Annotated in this window: 11 protein-coding genes; 5 read left to right on the plus strand and 6 right to left on the minus strand. The window is 72.0% G+C overall.

The features are described from left to right. Window positions 1–10 precede the first annotated feature (10 nt). A complete protein-coding gene (locus tag OG444_RS13240) occupies window positions 11–376 on the minus strand; it encodes a hypothetical protein (protein WP_327262364.1) in 366 nt (121 codons plus the stop codon). Window positions 377–604: 228 nt separating this feature from the next. On the opposite strand from OG444_RS13240, the gene OG444_RS13245 reads away from it, so the two are divergent. The 3 genes from OG444_RS13245 (at window position 605) to OG444_RS13255 (ending at window position 4890) form a co-directional block, all read left to right on the plus strand. After that, window positions 605–2338, plus strand: coding sequence for an ABC transporter ATP-binding protein (locus OG444_RS13245; RefSeq protein WP_327262365.1), 1734 nt, complete (start codon window positions 605–607; stop codon window positions 2336–2338). After that, window positions 2335–4257 (plus strand): ABC transporter ATP-binding protein, encoded by a 1923-nt coding sequence (locus OG444_RS13250; RefSeq protein ID WP_327262366.1) that lies wholly within the window; start codon window positions 2335–2337, stop codon window positions 4255–4257. Before OG444_RS13245 ends, OG444_RS13250 begins: the two co-directional genes overlap by 4 nt. Window positions 4258–4374: 117 nt before the next feature. Then, window positions 4375–4890, plus strand: a complete 516-nt coding sequence (locus OG444_RS13255; RefSeq protein ID WP_327262367.1) for a GNAT family N-acetyltransferase — start codon at window positions 4375–4377, stop codon at window positions 4888–4890. A gap of 78 nt (window positions 4891–4968) precedes the next feature. On the opposite strand, the gene OG444_RS13260 is transcribed toward OG444_RS13255, so the two are convergent. Continuing rightward, the gene (locus OG444_RS13260) at window positions 4969–6081 is read right to left on the minus strand and encodes an RNA polymerase sigma factor (protein WP_383193105.1); all 1113 of its coding nucleotides are present in this window, start codon (window positions 6079–6081) and stop codon (window positions 4969–4971) included. Window positions 6082–6173: 92 nt separating this feature from the next. Between OG444_RS13260 and OG444_RS13265 the strand changes: the two genes are divergently transcribed. Both OG444_RS13265 and OG444_RS13270 read left to right on the plus strand, forming a co-directional pair. Beyond that, window positions 6174–6776 carry a hypothetical protein gene (locus OG444_RS13265; protein ID WP_327262368.1) on the plus strand — a complete coding sequence of 201 codons (603 nt, stop codon included), beginning with the start codon at window positions 6174–6176 and terminating at the stop codon, window positions 6774–6776. After that, the gene (locus OG444_RS13270) at window positions 6773–7738 is read left to right on the plus strand and encodes a nucleotidyl transferase AbiEii/AbiGii toxin family protein (RefSeq protein ID WP_327262369.1); all 966 of its coding nucleotides are present in this window, start codon (window positions 6773–6775) and stop codon (window positions 7736–7738) included. Before OG444_RS13265 ends, OG444_RS13270 begins: the two co-directional genes overlap by 4 nt. 3 nt (window positions 7739–7741) lie before the next feature. On the opposite strand, the gene OG444_RS13275 is transcribed toward OG444_RS13270, so the two are convergent. The 4 genes from OG444_RS13275 to OG444_RS13290 all read right to left on the minus strand — a co-directional run bounded on the left by OG444_RS13275 (window position 7742) and on the right by OG444_RS13290 (window position 11979). After that, window positions 7742–9853 (minus strand): molybdopterin oxidoreductase family protein, encoded by a 2112-nt coding sequence (locus OG444_RS13275; RefSeq protein ID WP_327262370.1) that lies wholly within the window; start codon window positions 9851–9853, stop codon window positions 7742–7744. A 67-nt stretch (window positions 9854–9920) separates the two neighbouring features. Next, window positions 9921–10355, minus strand: a complete 435-nt coding sequence (locus tag OG444_RS13280; protein WP_327262371.1) for a hypothetical protein — start codon at window positions 10353–10355, stop codon at window positions 9921–9923. Between the two features lie 76 nt (window positions 10356–10431). Further along, window positions 10432–11202: a glucose 1-dehydrogenase gene (locus OG444_RS13285; RefSeq protein ID WP_327262372.1), complete on the minus strand. Its 771-nt coding sequence runs from the start codon at window positions 11200–11202 to the stop codon at window positions 10432–10434. 69 nt (window positions 11203–11271) lie between these two features. Continuing rightward, window positions 11272–11979 (minus strand): SanA/YdcF family protein, encoded by a 708-nt coding sequence (locus tag OG444_RS13290; protein ID WP_405788804.1) that lies wholly within the window; start codon window positions 11977–11979, stop codon window positions 11272–11274. Between the last annotated feature and the right edge of the window lie 73 nt (window positions 11980–12052).

Here is a 12052-nt window from a genome sequence, read left to right on the forward strand (position 1 = left end):
GGGTGGCGGTTCAGGCCAGCCGGGCCGCCACGTGCTTGACCACCGCGTCGAACTCCGCGGTCGGCGAGAAGTCGATGAACTCGGCGTCCTCGGCGGCCTCGGGGGCGTGGCCCGGGGCCCAGTAGAAGGCTTCGCCGGCCGAGTAGAGCGCGTCCCCGTCCCTCGTGTGCAGCTTGATCCTGCCCTTGAGCACGTAGCCCCAGTGCGGGCACGTGCACAGGTCGTCCGGCAGCCCCTTGAACGCCGGGCTCATGTCCACACCCTGGTCGAACCGCACGAACGCGACGGTGAAGCCCCCGCCGATCTCGTGCGTGCGCAGTTCGACTCCGTCGGCGTCGAAGGCGACGGGTGTCTGCTCCCGTGTCGTGGCCGTCATGACTCCTCCACGGTTGATCTGCTCCGGCGGTCCGGAGTTTCCCCCTGGCCCCCGTCCTCCCTCCAGTCTCCGCCTCCCGGCCGCTCCCGGCCCCGCCGGCCGGCGACCTGGGTCCGGGGCAGTCGGTCTCCTCCTTTTGACCGGCCTTTGCGAAATCCGGTGGGGATCGGTGGGCCGGTTGGCCGAAGATGGGTTGAACCCCTCGATCATGCCGACCGGAGCCTGCGCGTGCTCATACGACTTCTGCGGACCCATCTGGGGACGTACCGGAAACCGATCGCCGTGCTGGTCCTGCTGCAGCTGCTGCAGACCAGCGCGAGCCTCTACCTGCCCACCCTCAACGCCGACATCATTGACAACGGTGTCGTCAACGGTGACACCGGCTACATCCTGCGCTTCGGCGCGCTGATGCTCGGTGTGTCCCTCATCCAGCTGATCTGCAACGTCGGAGCCGTCTACTACGGCGCCCGCACGGCCGCGGCCTTCGGCCGGGACCTGCGCGCCGCGATCTTCGACCGCGTGCAGAGCTTCTCGGCGCGGGAGCTCGGCCAGTTCGGCGCCCCGTCGCTGATCACCCGTACGACGAACGACGTCCAGCAGGTCCAGATGCTGGTGCTGATGACCTTCACCCTGATGGTCTCGGCCCCGATCATGTGCGTCGGCGGCATCGCCATGGCGCTCTCGCTCGACGTGAAGCTGTCGGGCGTCCTGCTGGCCGTGGTCCCCGTGCTCGGGATCTCGGTCGGCGCCATCGTGTTCAGGACGCGGCCGCTGTTCCGCCAGATGCAGACGCGCCTGGACACCGTGAACCGGGTCCTGCGCGAGCAGATCACCGGCAACCGGGTGATCCGCGCCTTCGTCCGCGACGACTACGAGAAGGACCGCTTCCGCGAGGCCAACGCCGACCTGACCGGCATCTCGCTGGCCGCCGGCAAACTGCTGGCGTACATGTTCCCCACGGTCATCGTGGTCGTGAACATCTCCAGCGTCGCCGTGATCTGGTTCGGCGCGATGCGCGTCGACAGCGGCGGCATGGAGATCGGCCAGCTGACGGCCTTCCTCGCCTACCTGATGCAGATCGTGATGGCCGTGATGATGGCCACCTTCATGTTCATGATGGTGCCGCGCGCCGAGGTCTGCGGCGAGCGCATCCAGGAGGTCCTGGACACCGAGTCCAGCGTGGTCCCGCCCAAGGACCCGGTGCTCGAACTCGCCCGCCGCGGGCGCCTGGAGCTGCGCGGCGCCGACTTCCGCTACCCGGGCGCCGAGGCGCCGGTGCTGCGCGGGGTGGACCTCGTGGCCCGCCCCGGCGAGACCACGGCCGTGATCGGCTCCACCGGAAGCGGCAAGTCCACGCTGCTGGGCCTGGTCCCGCGACTGTTCGACGCGACCGGCGGCGAGGTCCTCGTCGACGGGGAGGACGTCCGCGCCCTGGACCCGGAGCTGCTGGCCAGAACGGTGGGCATGGTGCCGCAGAAGCCGTACCTGTTCTCCGGAACGATCGCCTCCAACCTGCGCTACGGGCGCCCGGAGGCGAGCGACGAAGAGCTCTGGCAGGCGTTGGAGGTGGCCCAGGCCAAGGAGTTCGTCTCCGCGCTGGAGGGTGGCCTCGACGCCCCCGTCACCCAGGGCGGGACCAATGTCTCCGGCGGCCAGCGCCAGCGTCTGGCCATCGCCCGCACGCTCGTGCAGCGCCCGGAGATCTACCTCTTCGACGACTCCTTCTCGGCCCTGGACTACGCGACGGACGCGGCGCTGCGCGCGGCGCTCTCCCGCGAGACCGAGGACGCGACCGTGGTCATCGTGGCCCAGCGGGTCTCCACGATCCGCGACGCCGACCGGATCATCGTCCTGGACGAGGGTCAGGTCGTGGGCGAGGGTCGCCACCACGAGCTGATGGCCGGCAACGAGACCTACCGGGAGATCGTGCTCTCCCAGCTGACGGAGGCGGAGGCCGCATGAGCGGGCCCGGAGGACGGATGATGATGGGGCCGGCCCAGCGGTCCATGGACTTCAAGGGTTCGGGCAAGCGGCTGCTGCGTCAGCTCGCCCATGACCGGGCCAAGATCTGGGGCATGGTCGCGGCCGTCGTCGGCAGCGTCGGCTGCGCGGTGGTGGGCCCCAAGATCCTCGGCGAGGCCACCGACCTGGTGTTCGCGGGGATCGTCGGCCGGGAGATGCCGGCCGGGACCACCAAGCAGCAGGCGCTGGACGGGCTGCGGGCCAAGGGCCAGGACGGCATGGCGGACATGCTCGCCGGTACCGACTTCACCCCGGGCCAGGGCATCGACTTCGGCGCCGTCGGCGTCGTGGCGATCTGGGCGCTGGTGGTCTTCACCCTGGCCGGCCTGCTGATGCTGGTCGCCACGCGGCTGTCGAACCACGTCATGAACGGCACCGTCTACCGGATGCGCGAGGAGCTCCAGGCGAAGCTGTCGCGGCTGCCGCTGTCGTACTTCGACCAGCAGAAGCGCGGCGAGGTGCTGAGCCGGGCCACGAACGACATCGACAACATCGGGCAGACGCTCCAGCAGACGATGGGGCAGCTGCTGAACTCGCTGCTGACCATCGTCGGCGTGCTCGTGATGATGTTCTGGATCTCGCCACTGCTGGCGCTGGTCGCGCTGGCGACCGTACCGCTGTCGATCTACGTCGCGGCGAAGATCGGCAAGAAGTCGCAGCCGCAGTTCGTGGCGCAGTGGAAGACGACCGGCGCGCTCAATGCCCACATCGAGGAGATGTACTCGGGGCACAACCTGGTCAAGGTCTTCGGCCGGCAGAAGGAGTCCGCGGCCGTCTTCGCCGAGCAGAACGAGGCGCTGTACCGGGCCTCGTTCAAGGCGCAGCTGGTCAGCGGCATCATGCAGCCGGTGATGTTCTTCATCTCGAACATCAACTACGTGCTGATAGCCGTCGTCGGCGGGCTCCGGGTCGCCTCCGGCACCCTGTCGATCGGTGACGTGCAGGCCTTCATCCAGTACTCGCGGCAGTTCTCGATGCCGCTGACTCAGGTCGCCTCGATGGCGAACCTCGTGCAGTCCGGTGTCGCCTCGGCGGAGCGGGTCTACGAGCTGCTGGACGCGCCGGAGCAGGAGTCGGACGCCGAGGTTCCGGAGCGTCCCGAGGAGCTGCGCGGTCAGGTCACCTTCGACAAGGTGGCCTTCCGCTACGAGCCGGACAGGCCGCTGATCGACAACCTCTCGCTCACGGTCGAGCCGGGCCACACGGTCGCGATCGTCGGCCCCACCGGCGCCGGCAAGACCACGCTGGTCAATCTGCTGATGCGGTTCTACGAGGTCACGGGCGGCGAGATCGCCCTCGACGGGGTGGACATCGCGAAGATGACCCGCGAGGAACTGCGCGGCGGCATAGGCATGGTGCTCCAGGACACCTGGCTGTTCGGCGGCACCATCGCGGAGAACATCGCCTACGGTGCTTCGCGCGAGGTCACGCGGGCCGAGATCGAGGAGGCGGCGCGGGCCGCCCACGCGGACCGGTTCATCCGCACCCTGCCGGACGGCTACGACACCGTCCTGGACGACGAGGGCGCGGGCGTCAGCGCGGGCGAGAAGCAGCTGATCACCATTGCCCGGGCGTTCCTGTCGGACCCGGTGATCCTGGTGCTCGACGAGGCGACGAGCTCGGTGGACACCCGTACCGAGGTGCTGATCCAGAAGGCGATGGCCCGGCTCGCCCGTGGCCGTACGTCCTTCGTGATCGCGCACCGGCTCTCCACGATCCGCGACGCGGACGTGATCCTGGTGATGGAGAGCGGCTCGATCGTGGAGCAGGGCACGCACGAGGAGCTGCTGGAGTCGGACGGCGCGTACGCGCGGCTGTACGCGGCGCAGTTCGCGCAGGCGGTGGCCGAGGTCGACTAGGTCGTCGCGGTCGTCGTAGGGCTCAAGGGGCCGAAGGGGCACCCGTGTACGGGACGTACGCGGGTGCCCCTTCGGCCTTCGGGGTCCGCGGCGCGACGGCGTGGCTAGCATGGCGGCATGGCATCGGACGTGGTGATCCGCCCGGCTCGGGCGGAGGATGAACGCGAGATAGTGGAGCTGCTCCGCTCGGTGTGGTCGCGGGTGAGCGAACCCGGCCCCGAACGCCCGGCCGGCGCGGGCGTCTTCGACGAGCGGCATCCCGTGGAGAGCTACCTGGTCGCGGTGAGCGGACGGAGGATCGTCGGGTACATCGCCCAGGCCCCGGCCAGCCCCCTGGAGACCAACCGGCACGTCCGACACATCCAGGGACTGGCCGTCCTCGAATCCGCCCGCGGCAGCGGAGTCGGACAGGCCCTCGTCGAGGCTGCCTGCGCCGCCGCCCGGGCCGGTGGCGCCCGCCGGATGGCCCTGCGCGTGCTCGGCCACAACGAGCCGGCGCAGCAGCTCTACCGGCGGTGCGGCTTCGCGGTGGTCGGTGTCCTGCCCGAGGAGTTCCTGCTGGACGGGGCCTATGTCGACGACGTCTGGATGAGCCGGCCCCTGTCCGATGCCGACGCGCCCGCGCACCGGTAGCCACCGGGGCAGAACGGGGCCGGGCCGGACAGCGGAGCGGGGGCGCCTGGCGGGGCGCCCCCTTTTCCCGTTGGTCCGTCAGTCCAGGTAGCCGCGGAGCTGGTCGGCGAAGGCGTGGTCGCGCAGCTTGTTGAGGGTCTTGGACTCGATCTGGCGGATCCGCTCGCGGGTCACGCCGAAGATCCGGCCGATCTCCTCCAGGGTGCGGGGCCGCCCGTCGGCGAGGCCGTACCGCAGCTGGACGACCTTGCGCTCGCGCTCGCCGAGGGTCGACAGGACGGCTTCCAGGTGCTCGCGCAGCAGGAAGAACGCGGCGGACTCCACGGGCGAGGCGGCGTCCCCGTCCTCGATGAGGTCGCCGAGCGCGACATCGTCCTCCTCGCCCACCGGGGCGTGCAGGGAGACCGGCTCCTGGGCGAGGCGGAGCACCTCCAGGACCCGCTCGGGGGTCAGCTCCAGGTGGACCGCCACTTCTTCGGCGGTGGGTTCGTACCCGCGCTCCTGCAGCATGCGGCGCTGCACGCGGACGACGCGGTTGATCAGCTCGACGACGTGGACGGGCACGCGGATCGTCCGTGCCTGGTCGGCGAGGGCCCGGGACATCGCCTGCCTGATCCACCAGGTGGCGTAGGTGGAGAACTTGTACCCGCGGGCGTAGTCGAACTTCTCGACCGCCCGGATCAGCCCGAGGTTGCCCTCCTGCACGAGGTCGAGCATGGTCAGCCCGCGGCCCACGTACCGCTTCGCGACGGAGACGACCAGCCGCAGGTTCGACTCGATGAGACGGCGCTTGGCCATCCGCCCCATGACGACCAGCTTGTCGAGGTCGAGGGCGAGCTGGGAGTCGAGGTCGGGGGTGGAGCCGAGCTTCTCCTCGGCGAACAGGCCGGCTTCGACGCGTCGCGCGAGGTCCACCTCCTCGGCGGCGGTGAGCAGCGGGATCCTGCCTATCTCGCGGAGGTACTGCCGGAACAGGTCGGCGGACGGACCCGCTCCGCCTCCGCTGTCGCTGCTGCTGCGCCTGCGCTGCACGGGCACCGGCTCGATCAGCTCCAGTACCTCGGGCTCTTCGTCCACGGCCTTGGCCTCCGAGGACTCGCTCGCGTTCACGGTCAGGGTCCGGGTCTGCACGGGGGCGACCTCCAGGGCTCCGAGGACGGGGGCTCCGCACCTCAGTGTGGGGTACGACACATCGCGTCCACGAGGGGCGTGCGAGCACTTTCTGAGTCCGGTGCGTGACCGATGGTTACCCCCCGGCGGGAACCCCGATGCGGATCGGACGCATGTCCGAGATGATCGACTCCATGTCGGAGTACGAAACCCATGTGACGGTGCGCTGCGCGGATGCGGCGGAGCTGGCACGCCTCGATATCTGGGCCGGGGCGCGGGAGTTGAAGGTGACCCACATCCTGCTGGCCCGGGGCCGGATGGTGTCCCAGCCCATGCTGACCCTTCCGGACCGGACGGGCCACGAGCACCTCGTGCCGCGGCTGCGGGCGGCCGGCTTCGACCCGGTCCGGGTCAAGGTGGAGACGGTCCCGTGGACCACGGACTCCCCCGGCCCGGGCGGCGGTTACTTCGAGCACCACCTGAAGCTCCTCCTCCCGGCGGACTTCGACCGCCCGGCCCTGGAGGCCCTGGTCGTCCCGCACGGGGCCCACCTGTCCTGGAACGCCCGCCGGGTGCTGGCCGGGGGCGCACACGAACGCTTCGTGACGCAGAGGTGGCGCGGCACGGCGGCGGGAGCGGGGGCGGCCTGCGACGCGCTGATCGCCGCGCTGGGCTCGGCCGGGTACGAAATCCGTTCGGAGGAGCGGGAGTTCGTGCTGTACGACAGTGACCTGTCGGTGGACGACGGGTGGATCGACGAAGGGGTGAGGGCATGACCGGGACGAGCGCGCAGGACGCGGCCAGGGAGGACTGGAGGAGGCGCCAGCGCGAACTGCCGCGCACCTCCACGGCCGGCCTGGACCGCGCCGAACCCGACGTCCGGGTCTTCGACCCGGCGCTCAAGCACTTCGCGTACGGCTACCGGATCACGGACGCCGCCGTTGACGAGGCGCTGCGCCCCGCCTGGCGGGCCGCGCGCCGGACCGCGCTGGACGTGGTGGCGCAGGGCGTGGCCCGCTCGGGCTGGGCGGACTCGCTGGTGCTGCGCGGCAGCATGCTCATGGCGGGCTGGTTCGGGGCGACGGCCCGGGAACCGCACGACCTGGACTTCGTGGTGGTCCCGCAGGAGTGGGGGATCGAGGAGCCGCGTACGGGGCAGCTGCTGGCGGCCGTCGCGGAGGCGGCCGAGCGGGCCGCCGCCGAGGGGGGCGAGCTGGTGATCGCGGCCGACGCGGCGGTGTCCGAGGACATCTGGACGTACGAGCGCGTCCCCGGGCGCCGTCTGGTCCTGCCCTGGTCGGCCCCGGGGCTGCCCGGGGGCCAGGTCCAGCTGGACTTCGTCTTCAACGAGCGGCTTCCGGCGGCGCCGGAGCCGGCCGATGTCGCGGGGGTGCGGCTGCGGGCGGCCACGCCGGAGCTCTCGCTGGCGTGGAAGCTGATCTGGCTGGCCAGTGACATGTACCCGCAGGGAAAGGACCTCTACGACGCGGTCCTGCTCGCCGAGCGCTGCACGGCTCCGTACGAGCTGGTCCACACGGTCTTCCTGGAGTCCGGGGAGTACTTCCCGCGGAATGCGACCTCGGACACCCCGCTGACCCTGGAGGCCTTCTCCGAGGTCAGATGGGCCGACTGGGACACCTTCCGGGCGGACTACCCGGGGGTCCCGGGCTCGGCCGAGTCCTACGCCGAGCGGCTGCTGGCCGCGCTGGCGCCGACCTTCGCGGGGCGGGCCGGCTGAGGCTCAGGCCGGCTCGACGCGGACCGCGCAGACCTTGAACTCCGGCATCCGTGACACCGGGTCGAGCGCCGGATTGGTCAGGGAGTTGGCCCGGCCCTCGCCCGGCCAGTGGAACGGCATGAAGACGGTGTCCGCCCGGATGGTGTCCGTGATGCGGGCCGGGGCCACCGCGCGGCCGCGGCGGGAGGTCACCGCGAGCGGGCTGCCGTCGACCGCGCCGATCCTGGCGGCCAGCCGCGGGTGGAGTTCCACGAAGGGGCCGGGGGCGGCCGCGTTGAGCTCGTCCACCCGGCGGGTCTGGGCGCCGGACTGGTACTGGGCGACCACCCGGCCGGTGGTGAGCAGCAGCGGGTACTCCGCGTCCGGGACCTCGGCGGCGTCGCGGTGGGAGACGGGGACGAAACGGGCCCGGCCGTCGTCGGTGGCGAAGCGGTCCAGGAAGAGGCGCTTGGTCCCGGGGGAACCTTCGGGGCCGTGAGACCCTTCGGGGCCGGCGGGGCCTTCGGGGCAGGGCCAGAAGACGCCCTGCTCGGCCTCGATGCGGGCGTAGGTGATGCCCGAGTAGTCCGCCGGGCCGCCGGCCGAGGCGCGGCGCAGCTCCTCGAAGACCTCCTCGGGCTCGGTGGGGAAGCCCTTCTCGACGCCGAGGCGGGCGGCGAGTCCGTGGAGGACGTCGAGGTCGCTGCGCACACCGGCCGGCGGGGTCAGGGCGCGGCGCCGGAGCAGGACGCGGCCCTCCAGGTTGGTGGTGGTGCCGGTTTCCTCCGCCCACTGGGTGACCGGGAGGACCACGTCCGCGAGGGCCGCCGTCTCGGAAAGGACCACGTCCGCCACCGCGAGGAAGTCCAGGGAGCGGATGCGGTCCTCGATGTGGGCGGCGCGGGGGGCCGAGACCACCGGGTTCGAGCCCATCAGGAGCAGGGCCTTCACGTCCGTGCCGAGGGCGTCGAGGAGTTCGTAGGCGCTGCGCCCCGGGCCGGGGAGGCTGTCGGGGTCGATGCCCCAGACCCCGGCCACGTGGGCGCGGGCCGCCGGGTCGGTGAGCTTGCGGTAGCCGGGGAGCTGGTCGGCCTTCTGGCCGTGCTCGCGGCCGCCCTGGCCGTTGCCCTGCCCGGTGAGGCAGCCGTAGCCGGAGAGCGGGCGGCCGGCGCGGCCGGTGGCCAGGCACAGGTTGATCCAGGCGCCGACGGTGTCGGTGCCCTTGGACTGCTGCTCGGGGCCCCGGGCGGTGAGGACCATGGCGGATTCCGGGGCGCAGAACATGGCCACGGCCTCGCGGAGCCTGGGGACGGGCACCCCGGTGATGCGTTCCACCAGTTCCGGCCAGTGGGCCATCGCGGCGGCCCGTGCCTCCTCCCAGCCGGTGGTGCGGGCGGCGATGAACTCCTCGTCCGTGCGGCCTTCCGCGACCACCAGGTGCAGCAGGCCGAGGGCGAGCGCGAGGTCGGTGCCGGGGCGCGGGGCGAGGTGCAGGTCGGCCTGTTCGGCGGTGCGGGTGCGGCGCGGGTCGATGACGATCAGCGTGCCCCCGTTCGCCTTGAGCTCGGTGAGGTAGCGCAGGGCCGGCGGCATGGTCTCGGCCAGGTTCGAGCCGACGAGGATCACGCAGCCGGTGCGGGGGATGTCCTCCAGCGGGAAGGGCAGTCCGCGGTCGAGCCCGAAGGCGCGCTGGTGGGCGGCGGCGGCCGAGGACATGCAGAAACGGCCGTTGTAGTCGATCTGCGAGGTGCGCAGCGCGACGCGGGCGAACTTGCCGAGCGCGTAGGCCTTCTCGTTGGTGAGCCCGCCGCCGCCGAAGACCCCGACGGCGTCGGGCCCGTACGAGCGGCCCGTGCGGGCGAGCCCCTCGGCGACGGCGTCGAGGGCCTCCTCCCAGGTGGCCGGCTCCAGCCGCCCGGCGTGGGTGCGGACGAGCGGCTGGGTGAGGCGCACCCGGGAGGAGAGCACGGCTGGCGCGGTGCGGCCCTTGCCGCACAGCGCGCCCCGGTTGACGGGAAAGTCGGCCCGCTCCTCCACTGCCACGGAGGCGCCGCCCGGTTCGGGGCGGAGCCTCATCCCGCACTGCAGGGCGCAGTACGGGCAGTGCGTGTCGGTGGCGGAGTCGGAGGTGCGCATGGCCCCAGCGTGCGCCGCCGGTGTTACGCGGGCCGCCGCCCCGCGTTACGGCCCGGGGTGCTCCGCCTCAGCGCGCCCCGTCGCCGCCGGTGAGGGCGGCGTCGACGGGGGCGGTGACCGGCACCGCGACGGGCGCGGTGAGGGCCGCGGTGAGGGCCGCGGTGAGGGGCGGCCGCAGCTCGGGCCGGTCGAGGACCTCCACGAACATGATCCGTCCGTGGACGACGTCGAGGATCAGGTACCCGCGGTCCGGGAGGAGCGGCACGTTGCGGTGGCCCGGACCGAAGGGAGTCCCCGGCGGGTGGGGTTCGGTGCGGAAGCTCTGGCAGAAGTCGTCGCCGCAGCCGCAGTCCGCGACGATGCGGAGATCGTGGGCGCAGATGGCGAGTTCACGTTCGCCCTCCTCCTCCAGCAGCCGCACGAGTTCGGCCGCCAGAACGGGGAGGACGTCACGTACGAGGGGCGCTGCGTCGTCCTGTTCCACGGGGTTTTCCTGTTCCACAGGCCGGACCGTAACGCGGCGCCCCGTCGGCGGCACGCGACTATCGGGCCGCCCCGCGCCGGGCACCGGGCGGGGATCACTGGCCGGTCAGGTACTTCACCGTCAGGCCCGCGGTCCAGCCGCCGTCGACCGCCAGCTCGGCGCCCGTCATGTAGCCGGCGGCGTCGGAGAGCAGGAAGGCGATCGCGGCCGCGATCTCCTCGGGGGCGCCGACGCGGCCCAGCGGGGTGCCCGGATAGTTGCCCTCGCCCGGCTGAATGCCGATCGGGGCGGTCATCGGGGTCAGGGTCATGCCGGGGTGAACGGAGTTGACGCGGATCCTCGCCTCGGCGAGCTCCACCGCGCCGATCTTCGACAGGCCGCGCACGCCCCACTTGGAGGCCCCGTACCCGGCGGTGAGGGCGAGGCCGGTCAGGCCCGCGGCGGAGGAGATGTTGACGATGGACCCGCCACCGTTCGCGCGCAGCAGCGGGATCGCGGCCTTGATGCCGATGAACACGCCGACCAGGTTGATCTCGACGACCCGGCGGAAGTGCTCGACGCTCTCGCGCTCGAGGAACTGGCCGGTGGATATGCCCGCGTTGTTCACCAGGCCGTCGATCCGGCCGAACTCGGCGACCGCGTGGTCCAGGGCCGCCTGCCAGTCCGCCTCGCTGGTGACGTCGTGCCGTACGAAGCGCGCCGCGTCCCCGAGCTTCGCGGCCGTCTCGGCGCCTTCCGCCTCCAGCACGTCGGTGATCAGTACCCGGCCCCCGCCGTCCACGACGGCCTGCGCGGCCGCGGCGCCCAGGCCGCGGGCTCCCCCGGTGATGACGACGACCTTGCCGCTCAGATCAGCAACAGCCACGGTTCCACACCCCTGACGCTCTCGTACCGACTGACCGGCATATGACTAATCAGCATAACCGGCGGGGCGTCAGTCTGCCAGAGCGGCCAGGGCCTGCGACACCCCCTCCTCCTTCGGTCCCAGGAAGTGCGGGGCGGGCTTGAAGACCGCGTCCAGCGCCGCCTTGCCCGCCGCGAAGACCTCGCGGGTCTCGCCGTAGTACCAGGTGGCGTCGTGCACGTCGGCCACCCCGACGCCGTACGAGTCCAGCCCGGCCGCCTGGCACAGGGCGACGGCCCGGCGGATGTGGAAGCCCTGGGTGACCAGCACCGCCCGCTCCACGCCGAAGATCTCCTTGGCCCGCACGCAGGAGTCCCAGGTGTCGAAGCCCGCGTAGTCGCTGACGATCCGCCGGTCCGGCACCCCGTGCGCGGTGAGGTACGTCCGCATCGCGTCGGGCTCGTCGTACTCCCTGCGGCTGTTGTCCCCGGTGACCAGCACGACCTTGACCTTGCCGGTGCGGTACAGCTCGGCGGCGGCGTCGAGCCGGTCGGCCAGGTAGGGAGTGGGCTGCCCGCGCCACAGGCCCGCACCGAACACCACGGCCACCTCGGCGGCAGGCGCGTCGGCCGTGGACCGGAGCCGGTCGGCCGCCACCGCGTGCATCCACGCCGACGGCAGCAGGGCCAGCACGCAGGCCGCCATGAAGGTCTGCACCGCCAGCCGCCGGGTCCGTACGCTGCGCAGCGCCGCCACCGCCCGGCTCCACTCGACTCTCGGCAGGCGCGGTCCGCGCATCGTCCATCCCCTGGTGTCTCGGCTGCTGGTCCGCTGGTCAGGACGCACGCGGGGGCCGCGCGGTTCACCCGGC

Source organism: Streptomyces sp. NBC_01232 (assembly GCF_035989885.1).
Taxonomy (GTDB): Bacteria; Actinomycetota; Actinomycetes; order Streptomycetales; family Streptomycetaceae; genus Streptomyces.

Bases quoted from the DNA above. Each gene is read 5' to 3' on its own strand.
- OG444_RS13240 (WP_327262364.1), bottom strand. From the start codon at position 376: ATGACGGCCACGACACGGGAGCAGACACCCGTCGCCTTCGACGCCGAC.
- OG444_RS13250 (WP_327262366.1), top strand. From the start codon at position 2,335: ATGAGCGGGCCCGGAGGACGGATGATGATGGGGCCGGCCCAGCGGTCC.
- OG444_RS13255 (WP_327262367.1), top strand. From the start codon at position 4,375: ATGGCATCGGACGTGGTGATCCGCCCGGCTCGGGCGGAGGATGAACGC.
- OG444_RS13265 (WP_327262368.1), top strand. From the start codon at position 6,174: ATGTCCGAGATGATCGACTCCATGTCGGAGTACGAAACCCATGTGACG.
- OG444_RS13270 (WP_327262369.1), top strand. From the start codon at position 6,773: ATGACCGGGACGAGCGCGCAGGACGCGGCCAGGGAGGACTGGAGGAGG.
- OG444_RS13275 (WP_327262370.1), bottom strand. From the start codon at position 9,853: ATGCGCACCTCCGACTCCGCCACCGACACGCACTGCCCGTACTGCGCC.
- OG444_RS13290 (WP_405788804.1), bottom strand. From the start codon at position 11,979: ATGCGCGGACCGCGCCTGCCGAGAGTCGAGTGGAGCCGGGCGGTGGCG.